The sequence below is a fragment of the Stenotrophomonas sp. GZD-301 genome (assembly GCF_049310345.1).
In the GTDB taxonomy this organism is placed as follows: Bacteria; Pseudomonadota; Gammaproteobacteria; order Xanthomonadales; family Xanthomonadaceae; genus Stenotrophomonas.
The window spans coordinates 1-15,726 of the sequence record NZ_JBMOWY010000011.1; the positions used below are offsets into that span (position 1 = coordinate 1).

The following is a 15,726-nucleotide window of genomic DNA, read 5'->3' on the forward strand; positions in this document are numbered from 1 at the left end:
GGGGGTGGGGGGGGGGATTGGTCGGGGTCACGCCTTAAGGGTTCCCTGCCACTGTGTCCCCGGGACCGGGTGGATCAATGCTTCTGCAGGTTGATGCGGTGCTGCTTGGCGTAGGCATCCTGGGCATCGCTCAGGGACTGCATTTCCACGTCCATGCGCTCACCGATGGCGGTCAGCTTCTCGGCCATCGGCGCGATCTGCTCCTGGCTGTAGCCGTCCGGCAGTTCGGCAATCTGCAGCAGCACACCGAACAGTTCCTCGGCGGTCTGCACATAGGTGCGCAGCTTCTGGTGCAGGTCCTTGGCGTCGTCGGACGGCGGCATCTGGTCGATGCTGACCAGGCGGTCCTGCTGTTCCTTCCGCGCATTGCCCAGCGCGAACTTGAAGGTGCCAAGGCCCTTGCCTTCCTGCAGCGCGCGCTGCAGCTGTTCGCTCTGCGGCCCGACGGTCCACTGCTGCACGGTGCTGGTGGTGCCGTTCCAGTACGCGACGTTCTCGGTGAGGTAGTCGCGGGCGCTCATGCCGCCACCGCAGGCGGTCAGCAGGGCCAGTACGGCGGCCAGCAGCAGGTAATGGAATCGTTTCAAAGCAACTCTCCTTGTCGCGGGCTGAAGAACAGGGTGAACCCCTCCGGCCCGCTGAGCGGAGGGGGTCGGGGGAGCGGTCAGCCCGGTGCGAGGGTCAGCAGCAGCGCCCTGGCGGCGCTGAAGCGGTCTTCGGGCAGGGGCAGGGGATGGCGGATGCGCAGCTTGTCCGGGCCGTCCATGCTGTACAGCTTGGGCTGCTTCTGGATCAGCTGGATGACCGCCATCGGGTCGATGTCCGGCTTGGCATCGAACACGATGCGGCCGCCGTTCTCGCCCAGTTCGAGCTTGCGGATGCCGCGCGCGTTGGCCTGCAGCTTCAGCTCGGCCACCGCGAACAGGTGCTTGGCCGGATCGGGCAGCAACCCGAAGCGGTCGATCATCTCCACCTGCAGTTCGCGCAGGTCGGCCGGATCGCGCGCGCTGCTGATGCGCTTGTACAGGGTCAGGCGGGTGTGCACATCGGGCAGGTAGTCGTCAGGAATCAACGCCGGCACATGCAGCTCCACTTCCGCGCCGCGCGCTTCCTCGCCGGCGTCCAGGTCGGGCAGTTTGCCCAGCCGGATGCTGCGCACCGCGCGCTCGAGCAGTTCGGTGTACAGGCTGAAGCCGACCTCGGCCATCTGCCCGCTCTGGTCCTCGCCGAGCAGTTCGCCGGCACCGCGGATTTCCAGGTCGTGCGTGGCCAGGGTGAAGCCGGCGCCCAGTTCGTCCATCGAGGCGATCGCCTCCAGCCGCTTCTCGGCGTCCGGGGTCATCGACCGCTTGTCCGGCACCACCAGGTAGGCGTAGGCACGGTGATGCGAACGGCCGACGCGGCCGCGCAGCTGGTGCAGCTGGGCCAGGCCGAAGCGGTCGGCGCGGTTGATGATGATGGTGTTGGCGTTGGGGATGTCGATGCCCGATTCGATGATCGTGGTCGACAGCAGCACGTTGAAGCGTTGCTTCTGGAAATCGAGCATGACCCGTTCCAGCTCGCGTTCGGGCATCTGCCCGTGGGCGATGCCGATGCGCGCTTCGGGCACCAGCTCGGCCAGGTCGCGCTGCATGCGGCCGATGCTTTCCACATCGTTGTGCAGGAAATACAGCTGGCCGCCACGCGCCAGTTCGCGCTGGAACGCTTCGCGCAGCAGCGCGTTGTCCCAGGCGGTGATGAAGGTCTGCACCGCCAGCCGGTTCGGCGGCGGGGTGGCAATGATCGAGAGGTCGCGCAGCCCGGCCATCGCCATGTTCAACGTCCGCGGGATCGGCGTGGCGGTCAACGTCAGCAGGTGCACATTGGCGCGCATCGCCTTCAGCGCTTCCTTCTGGCGCACGCCGAAGCGCTGTTCCTCATCGACCACCACCAGGCCCAGGTCCTTGAACTTCACGTCCGGCTGCAGCAGGCGGTGGGTGCCGATGATCACGTCGATGGTGCCGGCGGCGACCTTCTCCAGCTCGGCCTTGATTTCCTTGGTGGTCTTGAAGCGCGACAGCACTTCCACCCGCAGCGGCCAGTCGGCGAAGCGGTCGCGGAAGTTGCGGTAGTGCTGCTCGGCCAGCAGCGTGGTCGGCACCAGCACGGCCACCTGCTTGCCGGCGCTGGCGGCGGCGAACGCAGCGCGCACGGCCACTTCGGTCTTGCCGAAGCCGACGTCGCCGCACACCACGCGGTCCATCGGCTGGCTGCTGGCCAGATCGCGCAGGGTGGCATCGATCGCGGCGAGCTGGTCCGGGGTTTCCTCGAACGGGAAACCGGCCGCGAACGGTTCGTACATCGTGCGGTCCACGTGCAGCGCCAGGCCGGCGCGGGCGCGTCGACGGGCCTGGATCTCCAGCAGCTCGGCAGCCACATCGCGGACCTTCTCGGCTGCCCTGCGCTTGGCCTTGGTCCACTGCTCGCCACCGAGCGAATGCAGCGGTGCGGTCTCGGCCGAGGCGCCGGAGTAGCGGCTGATCAGGTGCAGCTGGGCGACCGGCACATACAGGCGGTCGCCCTTGGCGTATTCGATTTCGAGGAACTCGCCGGGCATGCCGCCGGCGTCGAGCACGATCAGGCCGCGGTAACGGCCCACGCCGTGATCCTCATGGACGATCGGCGCGCCTTCGGTGAGCTCGCCCAGATCACGGATGATCGCTTCGGGCTCGCGCCCGACGCGGCGGCTGCGGCGGGTCTGGCCGGCGCGCTCGGGGAACAGCTGGCGTTCGGTCAGTACCGCCAGCGCCGGGTCGTCCAGCGCGAAGCCGTCTTCCAGCGGCGCCACGGTGATGGCCAGGCGCAGGTCCGGCTGGGCCAGGAACGTCGGCAGGTCGGCGACCACCGGCGGTTTCAGCTCGGCGGCCTGCAGCACTTCCAGCAGCGCCTCGCGGCGTCCTGGCGAGTCCGCGGCGATCAGCACGCGGCCGGGATAATGGCCAATGAACGATTTCAGCGCCTCGCCGGCCGGCGCGTCGCGCGCGGCCACCGGCAGTGGCGGCAGGGGCTGGTCGCCCAGCGCGTGCGCCTCGGCGATGCGCGGGTGATCGGCGGCCCACACTTCCACGCGCGGCAGCGCATTGAGGCGGGCATTGAGCTCCTCGGGGCTGAGGTACAGCTCCTGCGGTGCCAGCAGCGGCCGCTCCACGTCGTGGCGGCGCTGTTCATAGCGGTTCTGGGTCTGCGCCCAGAATGCCGCCGCGGCGTCGCCGACGCCCGGTGCCACCAGCGGCAGCACGTTGGGCTGCAGGTAGTCGAACAGCGTAGCGGTCTGGTCGAAGAACAGCGGCAGGTAATACTCCACGCCGGCAGGCGCGAGACCGGACTTGAGGTCCTGGTAGAGCGCACTGCGCCGCGTATCCACGTCGAAGCGTTCGCGCAGGGTGGCCAGCACCCGCGCCACGCTGGCGTCGTCCAGCGGTACTTCGCGGCCGGGCAGCATCCGCACCGCATCGACCTTGTCCAGCGAGCGCTGCGACTCCGGGTCGAAGGCGCGGATCGAATCAATGTCCTCGTCCAGCAGTTCCACCCGCAACGGCGCGTCGGCGCCCATCGGGTAGACGTCGAGCAGCCCACCGCGCACGGCGAAGTCGCCCGGGTCCATCACCTGCGGCACATTGCGGTAGCCGGCCGATTCCAGACGGCGCTTTTCCGCGTCCAGGTCCAGGCGTTGTCCAACTTTCAGGTCGAAGCTGCCACCGACGATGTATTTCAGCGGCGCCAGGTGCTGCAGCAGCGTCTGCACCGGCACCACGACGATGCCGCGGCGCAGCGTGGGCAGGTGGTGCAGTGCCGCCAGGCGCTGGGAAATGATGTCCGGGTGCGGGCTGAACGCATCGTAGGGCAGCGTCTCCCAGTCCGGGAAGGCCACCACCGGCAGATCGGCGCTGCTGCCCAGCAGGGTCCGCAGGTCCGCTTCGATCTGGTTGGCGCCGTGGTTGTCACGGGCGATGACCAGCAACGGCCCGTCATGGGCCTGCGCGGCACGCGCGACATACCACGCCAGCGCAGTGGCCGAAGCGGGAGCGCGCCACCAGGCGCGGAGCTGTCCGGAACGTGGCAGCGGCGGTGCGGGATGGGAGGTGCGTGACATGAACCGCCGATTTTAGCAGACCGCGCGGCCACGACCGTGGACGCCGTATTGCCGGCCAGCGGCCGGCACTACGTCAGCTGTCGAGCTCGAGCACCATGCGCACCAGGCCGGGCGTGCCCTGCGGGTGCGGAACGGGCTGGAAGCCCAGCGAAGCGGCCAGCTGCTTCATCGGCTCGTTCTCTTCGGCGACGTCGCCGTAGAGGCGGTCCAGGTATTTGCCGCGGGCCCACTTGACCAGCTTGCGCATCAACTGGCGGCCCAGACCCTGGCCGACCAGGAAACGGCTGACCAGGATCGCGTACTCGGCTTCGCGGGTGCCCTGGATGATCGAGGCGCGTGCGACCGCGCCGACCACGGCCTCACCGGCCGGCAGCGACTCCGCCGCGACCAGCGTGATCTCGGTCTTGGGGTTGGGGTGGGTCAGCCGCTGCGTGGTTTCCGGGGACAGTTCGGTCACCGACTGCAGGAAACGGTCGCGGATCTCCTCCGGGCCGAACAGGCTGAAGGCGGCGTGCAGGGGCGCACCGTCTTCCGGGCGGATCGGACGGATCAACAGCTCATGGCCGCTGGGGGCCTTGAAGGTCTCGTGCCAGGGCGGCATGCGGTTACGGGTAGCCATACCGGTGGTTCCTTGGTGGTCTTCGGATTCTCGCATCCCCGGGGCCGGCTTCCGTGAACGGAACGCTCACAGGCCACCGCCCCGGCGGCGGGGCTCATTCGGCCTGCTTGAGCCACTGCAGGCGGGTCGAGGCGCCTGCCTCGCCCAGGTGCTGCTTCAGCGCCGGCATGGCCGGGGCCAGGACCTGGTCGAACTGCCACGGCGGGTTGAGCAGCAGCATGCCGCTGCCATTCAGCCGCAGCGGGGAGTCGTCGGGCCGGATCAGCAGCTCGACGGTCAGTGCCGAGCGGACCGGCAGGGCCACCGCCTTGCGCAGGAAGTGCAGGATGCTGCGGCGCTGCTTGATCGGGAACCAGATCGCGAAGGTGGCCTGCGGCCAGCGACCGAGGATCTCGGTCACCGATGCCAGGATGCGCTGGTACTCGGCGTCCTGCGCCTCGTAGGGCGGGTCGATCAGGACCAGCCCGCGGCCGATCTTGACCCCGTTGGCCTTGGGCGGCAGCAGGGCCTTGTTCTGGGCGTAGCCGTCGGCGTGGTACACCCCGACCCGGGCATCGTGGGCGAACAGGGCCTTGAGCGAGGCCACTTCATCGTCCTGCACTTCGCAGACCGCCATGCGGTCCTGCTCGCGCAGGGTCTGGGCGGTGAGCAGCGGGGAGCCGGGGTAGCTGATCATGGCGCCGACCGGATTGTCGGCCTGGACGGCCTTGAGGTAGCGCTCGATCACGGCCGGCAGCTGCGGCTGGGCCATCAGGCGCATCACCCCGTCCTGGGCCTCCAGGGTCTTGCGGCTTTCCTCGCTGGCCAGCAGGTAGCGGCCAGCGCCGCCGTGGGTATCGAGCACGAAGAACGGGCTGTCCTTGCGCTTGAAGGTGTCGAGCAGGGCAAGCTGGACGACGTGCTTGAGCACGTCGGCATGGTTGCCGGCATGGAAGGCGTGGCGGTAGTTCATCGGCGCAGTGTACGGGGCGGGGGCGCCAGCGGCTATGCTGGGCAGATGAGCCACCCCCTGCACAACGTCCTGGTGGTCGAGGACGAAACGGCCATCGCCGATACCGTTCTGTATGCGCTGCGCAGCGAAGGCTACGCCGCCCGCCATTGCCTGCTCGGCAACGACGCCCTGGCCCAGCTGCGCCAGCAGGCCTATGACCTGGTGGTGTTGGATGTGGGCCTGCCGGACATGAGCGGCTTCGAGGTCTGCCGCCGCCTGCGCGCCTTCAGCGAGGTGCCGGTGATCTTCCTGACCGCGCGCAACGACGAGTTCGACCGGGTGCTGGGCCTGGAGCTGGGCGCGGACGATTACATGGCCAAACCGTTCTCGCCACGCGAGCTGGTGGCGCGGGTGCGCGCGCGGCTGCGCCGTGCCGGGGCGGCCGGTGCGGTGGCCGAGGCTGCAGGCTGGCAGCAGCTCGGGCGCTTTGCGATCGACCGCGAGGGCCGCCGGATCCGTTTCGGCGAGCAGCCGCTGGACCTGACCCGCTACGAATACGCGCTGATGGCGGCGCTGCTGCAGCGCCCCGGGGCGATTCTCAGCCGTGCCCAGCTGATGGACCGCGGCTGGGACAGCGACGCCGACAGCGCCGACCGCACCGTGGACACCCACGTGAAGACCCTGCGCGCCAAGCTGCGCGCCGCAGGTGCCGATCCCGACCCGATCCGCACCCATCGCGGGCTGGGCTACGCGCTGGAGGCGTAACCGTGCGCCTGGGCCTCAAACTGTTCCTGGGCTTCTTCCTGATCGTGGGCATCGCCGCGTTCTTCGTGATGCGCATCTTCGTCAACGAAGTGAAGCCGGGCGTACGCCAGGCGATGGAGTCGACCCTGGTCGACGCGGCCAACGTGCTGGCGGAAATGGCAGCGGCCGACCTCAAGGCCGGCAGGCTGCGCAATGGCACGTTCGTGGCCAATCTGGCGCGCGCACAACAGCGCGATCCCAAGGCGATGGTGTGGCGCTTTCCCAAACGCACGCTGGATTACCAGGTGACCATCACCGATGCCAAGGGCATCGTGGTCTACGACTCCAAGGGCCGCGACGTCGGCCGCGACAACTCACGCTGGAACGATGTCTACCGCACGCTGCGCGGCGAGTACGGCGCACGTTCCAGCCCGGAGACGCCGGGCGATGAGACCCAGTCGGTGATGCATGTGGCCGCACCGATCCTGGACCCGGCCGATGGCCGCACCCTGATCGGTGTACTCAGCCTGGCCCAGCCCAACCGCAGCATCGACCCGTTCATCGCCGCCAGCCAGCGCGCGATCATCAAGCGCGGGGCGTGGCTGATCGGACTGTCGGCGCTGATCGGGCTGCTGATGACGGGCTGGCTGATGCACGGCGTCAACCGCCTCAACCGCTATGCCAAGGCGGTCAGTGCAGGCGAGCCGGTGCCGCCACCGAAGCCACGCCGCGATGAGATCGGCGACCTCGGCCAGGCGCTGGAAACCATGCGCCGCAAGCTGGAAGGCAAGGCTTACGTGGAGCAGTACGTGCAATCGCTGACCCACGAAATGAAGAGCCCGCTGGCGGCCATCCGCGGGGCGGCCGAACTGCTGCAGGAGCCGTTGCCCGATGCCGACCGCGAGCACTTCGCGCGCAGCATCCAGGGCCAGGCACAGCGCCTGACCGAAACCATCGACAAGCTGCTGGCGCTGGCCGAAGTGGAGCAGTACGGCTGGCTGCAGAAGCAGGAACGCATCGCCCTGGCGCCGTTGCTGCAGGCCGCTGCCGATGCGGTCGCCGTGCGCGCCCAGGCCGCCGGCGTGACCATCACGGTGCACGCGCCGCATGCGCCGGACCTGCAGGGCGACCGCTACCTGCTGCGCCAGGCATTGAACAACCTGCTGGAGAACGCCGTGGCCTTCGCGCCGCCCGGCAGCGACATCGCGGTGCGTGCACAGGCCGCCGACGGCGGCATCGCATTGCAGGTGGACGATCACGGCAGCGGCGTGCCCGACTACGCCCTGGAGCGCGTGTTCGAGCGCTTCTATTCGCTGGCGCGGCCGGCAACCGGCCAGCGCAGTTCCGGGCTGGGCCTGTCGTTCGTCCAGGAAGTGGCGCGGCTGCACGGCGGCCGTGCCAGCCTGCGCAACCGCGATGGCGGCGGTGCGCAGGCGGTGTTGTGGCTGCCGCTGCGGCCGCCGTCGGCACCCGCGCGCCGCTGAGCGCGCAGGGACTTCACACAGACTTCAAGTTCAGCACAAACCCCGCACATCGCCGTGCGCGACGCTGGCGCCCTCCCAACCGAGGACGGGCGATGAAATCCCTGAAGATGCTGTTGCGGTTCGCCATTGTCGGCGGGCTGATCCTGTTGCTGCTGATTCCCCTGGCGCTGATCAAAGGCGTAATCAACGAACGCGAGGCGTATCGCAACGAGGCCTATCAGCGTGTCGCGCAGAGCCGGGCCGGCGCGCAGACGCTGACCGGTCCGATCCGCGTGGTGCCGTGGACCGAGACCCGCGAGGTCGAGGTGGTGGATGCGGCCGGCACCAAAAAGAAGGAAAAGCAGGTCGAGCAGGGCGAGTGGCTGCAGATGCCGTCCAAGCTGCAGGTGGACGGCCGGATGCAGCCGGATGAGCGCCGTGTCGGCCTGTTCCGGGTGCCGGTGTACAGCTGGAACGCCACCATCACCGCCGAGTTCGCCGACGACGACTATCCCGCCAAGGACGGCCGCGTGTATGGCACGCCGTACCTGACCGTGGGCATCGCCGACGTGCGTGGCCTGGTCGGCTCGCCGCAGCTGCAGGTGGATGGCAAGGCGCTGGACCTGTTGCCCGATCCGGGCCCGGTGCGCAACATCTCCACCGGCCTCCACGTGGATCTGGCCGCGTTCGACGACAACCGCGGTGGCGTGCTGAAGGCCAGCACGGTGGAGCTGACGCTGGTGCTGGATGGCAGCCGCTCGCTGGCGGTGGTGCCGGTCGGCGACGACAGCCGCATCGCATTGCGTTCGCCCTGGCCGCATCCGCTGTTCGGCGGCAGCTTCCTGCCCAACCAGCGCAAGGTGGATGCGCAGGGCTTCGACGCACAGTGGGCGGTGTCTTCGCTGGCGTCGCGGGCGCAGCAGCAGCTGCGCAGCGCTGGCGATGTCGAGATTGAATCGGTCAGCGTGGAGCTGGTCAATCCGGTGGACGTGTATACGCAGGCCGACCGTGCCAGCAAGTACGGCATCCTGTTCATCGTGCTGACCTTCGTCGGCTTCATCCTGTTCGAGCTGATCAAGCACTTGCGCATCCACCCGCTGCAGTACCTGATGGTGGGGTTGGGCCTGGCGGTGTTCTTCCTGCTGCTGCTGAGCCTGTCCGAGCACATTCCGTTCTGGATGGCGTATGCGGTCTCGGCGGTGGCGTGCATCGGCGTGCAGGCGGTGTATCTGTCCGGTGTGCTGCACAGCTGGAAACGCGGGCTGGGCTTTGCCGCCATGCTCAGCGTGTTGTACGGCGCGCTGTATGGCCTGCTGATCTCGGAGAACAACGCGCTGCTGATGGGGTCGCTGCTGCTGTTCGCGGTGCTGGCCTCGGCGATGTGGATCACCCGCCGGGTGGACTGGTACGAGCTGGGCGCCAGCCTCAAGTAAGCAGGGAGACGATGATGATCACTTCCCGCCGCCTGCAGGAGCGCGCCAGCCGCGCCCTGCCGGCCCGTCTGGGGCGGTGCGCGCTGCTGGCCGGGGAGGGCGCCGGCGACGGTTGGCCCTCCCCGTTGCAGGCTTTGCCGGGTGCGCGCGTCGCGCCCGGCCTGATGCGCTTCTCGATTGCGGCCGAGACCCGCGCGGCGTTGCTCGCGCGCGGGCTGGCCTTCCTGCGCGATGCGCGCCAGGCCCGCGGCAGCTTGCCGCAGCCGGCGGGATGCGCCGCGTACCGGCCGTGGCAGGAAGGCGCGGCCGCGCTTGCGGAGGCCGGTATCGACGGGCTCCCTGTCGACTGGCCGCAGTACACGCCGGTGTACGCCAGTGCCGCCATCGACCGCAGCCGCTGGTTGCTGCTGATGCCGGTCCAGGGGGTGCTCTGGTACGGCTGGCGCGCGTGAGCGCAACGCGGTGGCATCGGTGCACCCATGACTGATGGCCCGCGGGCGCCGGGCGCGCCGCCGGCTAGACTCGCCTGTCGCGGCGCGTGCCGTGCAACGAGGGGTGGTCGAGTTGAAGCGGAGCATGTTCAAGCGGAACGCGGTGAAGTGGGGCGTGCTTGCCCTGGCCCTGGCGCTGAGTGGCGGCGTCGGTGCGCAGGCGAAGGAGCCGGTGGACCTGGACATGGTCAGCCGCATCCGGCAGGAAGCATTCCACCGCTCGCAGGTGATGGCGACCTTCAGCCATCTGACCGAACAGATCGGTCCGCGCCTGACCAACTCCCCGGCGATGACCGAGGCCAATGCCTGGACCCGCAGCCGGTTCACGGACTGGGGCCTGCAGAACGTGCACGACGAAGCCTTCGATGCGTTCGGCCGCGGCTGGGAATTCAGCAACGCCAACGTCGAGATGCTCAGCCCGCGGGTGACCCCGTTGTATGCGCTGCCCAAGGCGTGGACGCCCGGCACGCGTGGTCCGGTGGAAGGCGAGGTGATCAAGGTCGACATCAAGAAGCTCGCCGACCTCGACCAGTACAAGGGCAAGCTGGCCGGCAAAATCCTGCTGCTCAACGATGCACGCGATTACGCACGCGCCAGCAGCGCCGACTCGCACCGCCATGACGAGGCCGGCCTGGCCGAGCTGCAGGTGTTCGCGGTGCCCAAGGACGTGGCCGACGCCAAGGCCGACCGTGCCAAGAAGGCCAAGGAATACCTGGAGAGGCAGGCGCTGACCCGTGCCACCAATGCGTTCTTCGCCGAACAGGGCGTGCTGGCAACGATCAGCATCAGCGGCTGGGACAACGGCATCATCCGTGTCGGCGGCGGTGGGTCGCGCAAGGCCGGCGAGCCGGTCGGCGTGCCGGAACTGGCGATGATGGCCGAGCACTACAACCAGCTGGTGCGCGCGCTGGACCACAAGCAGCCGGTAAAGCTGCGCGTGGACGTCCAGGCGCGTTTCACCGACGACACCGACCAGCCCGGCTACAACACGCTGGCCGAGATCCGCGGCAGCAGCAAGGCCGACGAGATCGTGATGCTCGGCGCGCACCTGGATTCGTGGCACACCGGTACCGGCGCGGCCGACAACGCCGCCGGCGTGGCGGTGATGATGGAAGCCATGCGCATCCTCAAGGCGGTGGGCGCCAAGCCCAAGCGCACCATCCGCGTGGCGTTGTGGAGCGGTGAGGAGCAGGGGCTGGTGGGGTCGCAGGACTATGTCTCGCGGCACCTGGCTCGCTACCCGGAGCCGACCGACCCGCAGCAGCTGTCGCTGCCGGCCTCGATGCGCGAACCGACCGGTGCGCTGCAGCGCCAGCGCGATTACGACCGGTTCTCGGCGTACTTCAACATGGACAACGGCTCGGGCCGCTTCCGTGGCATCTACGCGCAGGAAAATCTGGCGGCCGTGCCGATCTTCGAAGCGTGGCTGGCGCCGTTCCACGATGTCGGCGCGACCACCGTCGCCACGCGCAACACCGGCAGCACCGATCACATCGCCTTCGATCGTGTGGGCCTGCCCGGCTTCCAGTTCATCCAGGACCGCCTGGACTACTTCAGCAACGTGCACCACAGCAATCTGGACACCTGGGACCACGCCGAGCCGGAAGACCTCAAGCAGGCAGCGGCCATCGTGGCGTCCTTCGTCTACCACGCCGCGATGCGCGACGAGAAGCTGCCGCGCAAGCCGCTGCTCGCGCCCTGAGCCGGCGCTGCCGGCCCCTCATGGTGCAGCGGCGGCGCCGGAGGGCGCCGCCGTGCGGGCCAGGGCCAGGCGGAACTGGCGTGGCCCGGTGTCGGCGCTGGCGGGCAGTTCATGCACGTGCATGGCCTGCAACGGGGCGTGCCCGTCCTGGTCGATCGCCATCAATTGCCGCGCCAGCAGGTCCTGGGTCCGCTGGGACCCGGACAGGCCCGCCAGACACAGCGACGCATCGCAGGCCAGGGTGTGCAGCGACAGCGGCGGCAGCAGGGTCGCAAGGTAGGCGTCGAGCCCCTGGTGCAGCAGCGCCACGGTGCGAGGATCGGGACGGTCGTGCCGCCGTCGCCACTCCTCCAGCAGCGCATCGAACGCGGTGTCGTCGGACAGGAGCCCGCCCAGCGCACGCAGCGGGGTGTCGACCTCGCCGGGCGGCCCGGCCATCAGGCGGGACTGCAGGGGCGGTTCCAGCACGCGGGCGATCCACGGGGCCAGACGCGTCGCCTGGACCCGCGGCATCACCGGGCCGGGCGGCACGGGTACTTCCGGCCAGCTGACCACCGCCATCATCACCACCCCCAACGCGAGCACCAGCGCGCTGGCGGGCGCGGCGACATGCAGGGCGGGGACGCGGGGGGGAGCAGGGTGGTGCATGGGAACCTCCGGCAGTGCGGGATGCAGGACGGCGGGCGTGCCACCGCGCTGCCATGAAAGCAGGGCAGGCACCGGAAATCTTTAGGAATCGGCCGGTTTTCGCATGAGCGGCCGCAGGCGGGTAAAATTGCCGGGATTCCCGTTCCCCGAGCCCTCCATGATCTGCCGCACCCGCTTTGCCCCCAGTCCCACCGGTTACCTGCATATCGGTGGCGCCCGCACCGCGCTGTACTGCTGGCTGGAGGCCCGCCACCGGGGCGGCGAGTTCGTGCTGCGCATCGAGGACACCGACCGTGAACGCAGCACCCAGGGCGCGATCGACGCGATCCTGGAGGCAATGGACTGGCTGGGCCTTGGCTACGACGAAGGCCCGATCTACCAGACCGACCGCGTTGCCCGTTACAAGGCGGTGGCCGAGCAGCTGGTTGCCGACGGCAAGGCCTATTACGCCTACGAGACCAAGGAAGAGCTGGACGCGATGCGCGAGGCCGCGATGGCCCGCCAGGAGAAGCCGCGTTACAACGGCGCCGCGCGCGAGCTGGGCCTGCCCTACCGCGACGACCCCAACCGCGTGATCCGCTTCAAGAATCCGCTTGAGGGCACGGTGGTGTTCGACGACCTGATCAAGGGCCGCATCGAGATCGCCAACAGTGAACTCGACGACATGGTGATCTTCCGTCCGGATGGCTTCCCCACCTACAACTTCGCGGTGGTGGTGGACGACTGGGACATGCGCATCAGCGAAGTCATCCGCGGCGACGACCACATCAACAACACCCCGCGCCAGATCAACCTGTACGAAGGCATCGGCGCGCCGGTGCCGAAGTTCGGCCACATGCCGATGATCCTGGACGAGCAGGGCGCCAAGCTGTCCAAGCGCACCGGCGCGGCCGACGTGATGCAGTACAAGGATGCCGGCTACCTGCCCGACGCGCTGTTGAGCTATCTGGCCCGCCTGGGCTGGTCGCACGGCGACCAGGAGCTGTTCACCCGCCAGGAGCTGATCGACCTGTTCGACGTGACCCACTGCAACTCCAAGGCCGCGCGCCTGGACATGGCCAAGCTGGGCTGGGTCAACCAGCACTTCCTGAAGACCGTGGACCCGGCCGACATCGCACCGCACCTGGTCTACCAGCTGAACAAGCTGGGCCTGGACCTGGCGGCAGGCCCGGCGCCGGCCGACGTGGTGGTGGCCCTGCGCGATCGCGTGCAGACGCTGAAGGAAATGGCCGAGAAGGCCGTGGTCTGGTACCAGCCGCTGACCGACTACGACGACGCGGCGGTGGCCAAGCACTTCAAGCCGGGCGCGGAACTGCCGCTGGGCAAGGCCCGCGAGCTGCTTGCCGCGGCCGGGGAGTGGACCGTCGACAGCGTCTCGGCGGCCCTGCACGACGTGGCCACCGCGCTGGAGATCGGCATGGGCAAGGTCGCCCAGCCGCTGCGCGTGGCCATCACCGGCACCCAGGTCAGCCCCGACATTTCCCAGACCGTGTTCCTGGCCGGGCGTGAAGAGGCCTTGAAACGCATCGACGCCGCACTCACTAAAGTACCGACGGCCTGATAACCGGAGACCGCGCATGTCCGCCAAGACCGCTTGTACCGCCCCGCACCACCATGTTCACGATGCCTCGGATTTCGTGAAGGTGGTCGAACGCGTGTGCATCGAGCGCGGACTGCGCCTGACGCCCATCCGCGCCAACGTGCTGCGCCTGATCGCCGAGGCCGGCAAACCGGTCAAGGCCTACGAGCTGCTCGAGTGGGTGCGCAACGGCAAGGGCGTGGGCGCTGATGCCCCGCCCACCGTGTACCGCGCGCTGGACTTCCTGATGGCCAACGGCTTCGTGCACAAGCTCGAATCGGTGAACGCCTTCGTGGCGTGCCACCACCCGAGCAGCGCGCAGCACTCGGTGCCGTTCCTGATCTGCAACAGCTGCCACAGCGCGGTGGAACTGGAAGACCGCGAGATCGTCAGCCAGTTGGAGAAGCGCGCCAAGGAGCTTGGTTTCCAGCCGCAGGCACAGACCCTGGAAGTACACGGCCTCTGCGCGCGCTGCGCGGGGTAACGCCACCCCCGCTGTGACGGGGCATCAGTCCAGCAGGCGTGCGACCTGCTGCATGCGGCGGGTCAGTTCGCCAGTCAGCTGCGGCACGCGGCGGATCAGCTCCGCGTGCTCGTACAGATTCGCTTCCATCGCGGTCAGCAGACGCGCGATGCGGCTCTTCGGGTCGTCAACACGGCAGCGCGACCGGCCGAACTCGACCAGGTCCAGCCGGGCCATGAACAGGTTGCGGTGTCGGTTCAACGACAACGCCAGCGTGTCGTCAGGCAGGTAGCAGGTGGTGCACACGATGTCGTATGCCGGTGAAAGGCGTACCTCCTGCGACTGCGGATGGTCATACAGCAGCCCGAAATTCTTCAGGTGGGCATCGCCGTTGCCGACCATGCACGACAGGGCGACCTGATCGAACAGCTGGGCCAGCGACGCGGCGCGGTTGGCCGGATCGCAGTACGCCTCCACCACGGTGGCCACGTTCTCATAGCTGCTGTCGTACTTGGACTCCGCATCGAGCCCCATCAGCACCGCGGCGTCCTCGAAGCCCAGCGGCGCACCGGCGGCGTCACGGTCGAAGCGGCGCATCACGAACCGGTTGAGATCCTCGGACAGGTGGAACTCCGCCACCGGGATGCCCGCTTCACGGGCGATGCTCATGCACACGAACTCGTTGATCGGCAGCCCGGCGTAGCCGTTGCCGGATGCCTTCACGATCAGTTCCGGCGTGGACAATGCCGCCTGGTAGTACAGCGGATCGACCTGCTCGGGCACCAGCAGCTTGGGCTGCACACCGGAGATGCCCGTGCGCAGCAGGTAGTCCTGGGTCAGTTGCTCGAACAGATTGCCGGTGCCCTCGTTGGCCAGCAGATCGGCAAGCGCGATCGGGGGAGCGGTGCGTTCAATCGGGTCCGGAAGTGCCAGGCGCACGCGGCCAATCCCTGCGCTTCCGCTGGTCAGTGCCAGCAGCATCATCGGATCAAGCCGGGAGGTCTTGGCGAACCGTGCGCGCAACCGCTCCAGCACGAAGCCTTCCGGAAGATTCATCTGAAAGATCGGGAACAGGGTGGGCGACTGGTACTGCAGGCTTCGCCGGGGCATGCCCAGCGCCACCTCGGCGGCCGGCACGGCATGCCGGTCGTAGTCGAACAGGTAGCGTTCCGCGCGCGACAACCCCCCGGCGGGGCCCTGTGGTGTCGTGGCGATCAGGTGGTCAATCACGGCCGCTCATCTTGTGCGCGGTGGCCGCGCGCGGCTCCGCCTGCAGCAGTGCACGGATCTCGTCGGTGGTGGGGCGGCGTACCGGCACCGTGGTCAGCTCGGCGCCCATTGCCTCGACCATTGCCACAAAGGTGCCCAGCGAGAGTCCCGCCGCGCCCTTCTCGGCATTGATGACCGCTTTACGCGTAGTGCCGGCTTTGTCCGCCAGCTGCACCTGGCTCAGGCCCCGCTGCTTGCGGAGGTCGCGGAGAGACTGTCCGACACGTGCCAGAATGATGTCGTTCATGATCT

14 protein-coding genes are annotated in these 15,726 nt (G+C 68.5%); 7 read left to right on the forward strand and 7 right to left on the reverse strand.

Annotated elements, in window-relative coordinates; genetic code table 11:
• Nucleotides 1-74 precede the first annotated feature (74 nt).
• The 4 genes from ACO6VK_RS03010 to ACO6VK_RS03025 all read right to left on the reverse strand — a co-directional run bounded on the left by ACO6VK_RS03010 (nucleotide 75) and on the right by ACO6VK_RS03025 (nucleotide 5,703).
• Nucleotides 75-587: a hypothetical protein gene (locus ACO6VK_RS03010; protein ID WP_422505488.1), complete on the reverse strand. Its 513-nt coding sequence runs from the start codon at nucleotides 585-587 to the stop codon at nucleotides 75-77.
• A 77-nt stretch (nucleotides 588-664) separates the two neighbouring features.
• Nucleotides 665-4,132 carry a transcription-repair coupling factor gene (gene mfd / locus ACO6VK_RS03015; protein WP_422505490.1) on the reverse strand — a complete coding sequence of 1,156 codons (3,468 nt, stop codon included), beginning with the start codon at nucleotides 4,130-4,132 and terminating at the stop codon, nucleotides 665-667.
• Nucleotides 4,133-4,205: 73 nt separating this feature from the next.
• On the reverse strand, nucleotides 4,206-4,751 hold the full coding sequence (locus tag ACO6VK_RS03020; protein ID WP_017356031.1) for a GNAT family N-acetyltransferase: 546 nt from the start codon (nucleotides 4,749-4,751) through the stop codon (nucleotides 4,206-4,208).
• Between the two features lie 94 nt (nucleotides 4,752-4,845).
• Nucleotides 4,846-5,703, reverse strand: a complete 858-nt coding sequence (locus ACO6VK_RS03025) for a 23S rRNA (adenine(2030)-N(6))-methyltransferase RlmJ (protein WP_422505492.1) — start codon at nucleotides 5,701-5,703, stop codon at nucleotides 4,846-4,848.
• 45 nt (nucleotides 5,704-5,748) lie between these two features.
• On the opposite strand from ACO6VK_RS03025, the gene creB reads away from it, so the two are divergent.
• From creB to ACO6VK_RS03050, 5 genes are all read left to right on the forward strand, one after another.
• Nucleotides 5,749-6,447 (forward strand): two-component system response regulator CreB, encoded by a 699-nt coding sequence (gene creB / locus ACO6VK_RS03030; RefSeq protein WP_422505493.1) that lies wholly within the window; start codon nucleotides 5,749-5,751, stop codon nucleotides 6,445-6,447.
• A gap of 2 nt (nucleotides 6,448-6,449) precedes the next feature.
• On the forward strand, nucleotides 6,450-7,910 hold the full coding sequence (gene creC / locus ACO6VK_RS03035; protein WP_422505495.1) for a two-component system sensor histidine kinase CreC: 1,461 nt from the start codon (nucleotides 6,450-6,452) through the stop codon (nucleotides 7,908-7,910).
• A 92-nt stretch (nucleotides 7,911-8,002) separates the two neighbouring features.
• Entirely contained in the window at nucleotides 8,003-9,322 is a 1,320-nt protein-coding gene (gene creD, locus ACO6VK_RS03040) for a cell envelope integrity protein CreD (protein WP_422505497.1), read from the forward strand.
• A gap of 14 nt (nucleotides 9,323-9,336) precedes the next feature.
• Nucleotides 9,337-9,774 (forward strand): hypothetical protein, encoded by a 438-nt coding sequence (locus ACO6VK_RS03045; RefSeq protein ID WP_422505499.1) that lies wholly within the window; start codon nucleotides 9,337-9,339, stop codon nucleotides 9,772-9,774.
• A 124-nt stretch (nucleotides 9,775-9,898) separates the two neighbouring features.
• Nucleotides 9,899-11,515, forward strand: coding sequence for a M28 family metallopeptidase (locus tag ACO6VK_RS03050; protein ID WP_422505501.1), 1,617 nt, complete (start codon nucleotides 9,899-9,901; stop codon nucleotides 11,513-11,515).
• Nucleotides 11,516-11,533: 18 nt separating this feature from the next.
• Here ACO6VK_RS03050 and ACO6VK_RS03055 read toward each other — a convergent pair whose 3' ends face one another.
• A complete protein-coding gene (locus ACO6VK_RS03055; protein WP_422505503.1) occupies nucleotides 11,534-12,163 on the reverse strand; it encodes a hypothetical protein in 630 nt (209 codons plus the stop codon).
• A 157-nt stretch (nucleotides 12,164-12,320) separates the two neighbouring features.
• Here ACO6VK_RS03055 and gltX point away from each other — a divergent pair, with 157 nt between their 5' ends.
• Nucleotides 12,321-13,724: a glutamate--tRNA ligase gene (gltX, locus tag ACO6VK_RS03060; RefSeq protein ID WP_422505505.1), complete on the forward strand. Its 1,404-nt coding sequence runs from the start codon at nucleotides 12,321-12,323 to the stop codon at nucleotides 13,722-13,724.
• Between the two features lie 16 nt (nucleotides 13,725-13,740).
• On the forward strand, nucleotides 13,741-14,226 hold the full coding sequence (locus tag ACO6VK_RS03065; protein ID WP_136004329.1) for a Fur family transcriptional regulator: 486 nt from the start codon (nucleotides 13,741-13,743) through the stop codon (nucleotides 14,224-14,226).
• Nucleotides 14,227-14,250: 24 nt separating this feature from the next.
• Here ACO6VK_RS03065 and ACO6VK_RS03070 read toward each other — a convergent pair whose 3' ends face one another.
• Both ACO6VK_RS03070 and ACO6VK_RS03075 read right to left on the reverse strand, forming a co-directional pair.
• Nucleotides 14,251-15,435 carry a type II toxin-antitoxin system HipA family toxin gene (locus tag ACO6VK_RS03070; RefSeq protein ID WP_422505507.1) on the reverse strand — a complete coding sequence of 395 codons (1,185 nt, stop codon included), beginning with the start codon at nucleotides 15,433-15,435 and terminating at the stop codon, nucleotides 14,251-14,253.
• On the reverse strand, nucleotides 15,428-15,721 hold the full coding sequence (locus ACO6VK_RS03075; protein WP_422505509.1) for a helix-turn-helix domain-containing protein: 294 nt from the start codon (nucleotides 15,719-15,721) through the stop codon (nucleotides 15,428-15,430). The genes ACO6VK_RS03070 and ACO6VK_RS03075 overlap by 8 nt, the downstream gene beginning before the upstream one ends.
• Nucleotides 15,722-15,726 lie beyond the last annotated feature (5 nt).

Bases quoted from the DNA above. Each gene is read 5' to 3' on its own strand.
- ACO6VK_RS03050 (WP_422505501.1), top strand. From the start codon at position 9,899: ATGTTCAAGCGGAACGCGGTGAAGTGGGGCGTGCTTGCCCTGGCCCTG.
- creB (WP_422505493.1), top strand. From the start codon at position 5,749: ATGAGCCACCCCCTGCACAACGTCCTGGTGGTCGAGGACGAAACGGCC.
- ACO6VK_RS03055 (WP_422505503.1), bottom strand. From the start codon at position 12,163: ATGCACCACCCTGCTCCCCCCCGCGTCCCCGCCCTGCATGTCGCCGCG.
- gltX (WP_422505505.1), top strand. From the start codon at position 12,321: ATGATCTGCCGCACCCGCTTTGCCCCCAGTCCCACCGGTTACCTGCAT.
- ACO6VK_RS03045 (WP_422505499.1), top strand. From the start codon at position 9,337: ATGATCACTTCCCGCCGCCTGCAGGAGCGCGCCAGCCGCGCCCTGCCG.
- ACO6VK_RS03065 (WP_136004329.1), top strand. From the start codon at position 13,741: ATGTCCGCCAAGACCGCTTGTACCGCCCCGCACCACCATGTTCACGAT.
- mfd (WP_422505490.1), bottom strand. From the start codon at position 4,132: ATGTCACGCACCTCCCATCCCGCACCGCCGCTGCCACGTTCCGGACAG.
- ACO6VK_RS03020 (WP_017356031.1), bottom strand. From the start codon at position 4,751: ATGGCTACCCGTAACCGCATGCCGCCCTGGCACGAGACCTTCAAGGCC.
- creD (WP_422505497.1), top strand. From the start codon at position 8,003: ATGAAATCCCTGAAGATGCTGTTGCGGTTCGCCATTGTCGGCGGGCTG.
- ACO6VK_RS03075 (WP_422505509.1), bottom strand. From the start codon at position 15,721: ATGAACGACATCATTCTGGCACGTGTCGGACAGTCTCTCCGCGACCTC.
- ACO6VK_RS03025 (WP_422505492.1), bottom strand. From the start codon at position 5,703: ATGAACTACCGCCACGCCTTCCATGCCGGCAACCATGCCGACGTGCTC.